We start from the raw sequence: 1,769 nt of genomic DNA on the forward strand, positions 1-1,769 counted from the left end.
GCCGGGTGCGGGTGCCGGCGGGCCAGCCCGTCGGTGAGCAGCTGCATGTGCGCGGCCACCTCGGTGCCGGTGTAGCCGGCGCCGACCACGACGAAGGTGCACCGGGCGGCGCAGGCCTCCGGGTCGTCGTCCGCGGCGGCCAGCTCCAGCTGCCGGGTCACGTGGTCGCGCAGGTACAGCGCCTCGGGCAGTCCGCGGAAGCCGTGCGCGTGCTCGGCGACCCCCGGGATGGGCAGCAGCTTGTTGACGCTGCCGACGGCCAGCACCAGCCGCTCGTATCCGAGGGTGCCGGTGCCGCCCTCGGGACCGGTGTACCGCGCGGTCTGCGCGTCGAGGTCGACCCGGTCCGCCTCGCCCAGCACCAGCCGCACCCCGTGCAGGGTGCCGGGCAGGGAGACGGTGACCCTGCGGGCGTCCAGGACACCGGCGGCGACCTGGGGAAGCAGGGGCAGGTAGAGGAAGTAGTCGGTCGGGTTCAGCAAGGTGATGTCGGCCCGGTTCCGGGTGAGCCGGGCCAGAGTGCGGGCAGCCCGGTACCCGGCGAAACCGGCGCCGACGATCACCACGCGAGGTCGACTCACGGTGCGCCTCCGGCAGTGTGGCTCGTCCGAGGCCTTCCGCGTATCCGGGGCCGGGGCACGCAAACGCCGGACGGGTCACCCGTACGCGGGTCGGAGCACCCGAACGCCGCCCGTGCCGCGTTTCGCGCCGGAGCCCCCGGTTACCCGGCCCCGGACCGGATCACACACCGGTCTCCCCCATGCGGAGGTACCCGCGATGCCCGAGTACGGCTACTTCCTGGCGAGCGAGGAGCACGGCCCCGCCGGCCTCGTCGAACAGGCCCGGATGGCCGAGCAGGCCGGTTTCCAGGCGCTGTGGATCTCCGACCACTTCCACCCCTGGAACGACGCGCAGGGGCAGAGCCCGTTCGTGTGGTCGGTGATCGGCGCGCTGTCGGAGGCGGTGTCGCTGCCCATCGAGACGGCCGTGACCTGCCCGACCGTGCGGATGCACCCGGCGGTGACGGCGCATGCCGCGGCGACCAGCGCGGTGCTGACCGGCGGCCGGTTCCGGCTGGGCCTCGGCACCGGGGAGGCGCTGAACGAGCACATCCTCGGTGACCGCTGGCCGCCGCTGCACGTGCGCCTGGAGATGCTGGAGGAGGCCGTCCAGGTCATGCGCCGGCTGTTCACCGGTGAGGAGGTCAGCCACCACGGCACGCACTACACCGTGGAGAACGCCCGCCTCTACACCGTCCCGGACGAGCCGGTCCCGATCGACATCTCCGGCTTCGGCCCCAAGTCCGTCTCGCTCGCCGCGCGGGTGGGCGACGGCTACATCACGATGATGCCGCAGGAGGAGATGGTCACCCAGTTCCGCAAGGGCGGGGGCGGGGCCAAGCCGGTCAGCGGCGGCACGAAGGTCTGCTACGGCGCCGACCGCGAGGAGTGCGTCCGTACGGTGCACCGGCTCTGGTACAACGAGCTGCTGCCCGGCGAGATGGGGCAGATACTCCCGTCGCCCCGTCATTTCGAGCAGCTGCACGAGCTGGTGACCGAGGACATGGTCCGCGAGAAGGTGGTGTGCGGGGACGACGTCGAGCAGCACGTCTCGACGCTCCAGGCCTTCACGGACGCCGGGTTCGACCGGGTGTACGTCAACCAGATCGGGCCGGACCAGCGGGGGTTCTTCGACTTCTACCGCACGAAGGTGCTGCCGCAGCTCTCCGGGAGCTGACGCCCCGGCACGTCGCGCCCCCGGCGCCGCGG

The 1,769-nt window shown here is 72.6% G+C and carries 2 protein-coding genes; one reads left to right on the forward strand and one right to left on the reverse strand.

The window, feature by feature from the left end:
• Positions 1–581, reverse strand: a 581-nt coding sequence (locus ACWEN3_RS46190; protein ID WP_452984394.1) for an NAD(P)/FAD-dependent oxidoreductase, incomplete at its 3' end; no start/stop codon positions are given.
• A 196-nt stretch (positions 582–777) separates the two neighbouring features.
• Here ACWEN3_RS46190 and ACWEN3_RS46195 point away from each other — a divergent pair.
• Positions 778–1,737: an LLM class F420-dependent oxidoreductase gene (locus ACWEN3_RS46195; RefSeq protein WP_452984395.1), complete on the forward strand. Its 960-nt coding sequence runs from the start codon at positions 778–780 to the stop codon at positions 1,735–1,737.
• Positions 1,738–1,769 lie beyond the last annotated feature (32 nt).

The organism is Streptomyces sp. NPDC004561, assembly GCF_053602155.1.

Excerpts from the sequence above, each read along its gene's own strand:
- ACWEN3_RS46195 (WP_452984395.1), top strand. The coding sequence starts at position 778 with ATGCCCGAGTACGGCTACTTCCTGGCGAGCGAGGAGCACGGCCCCGCC.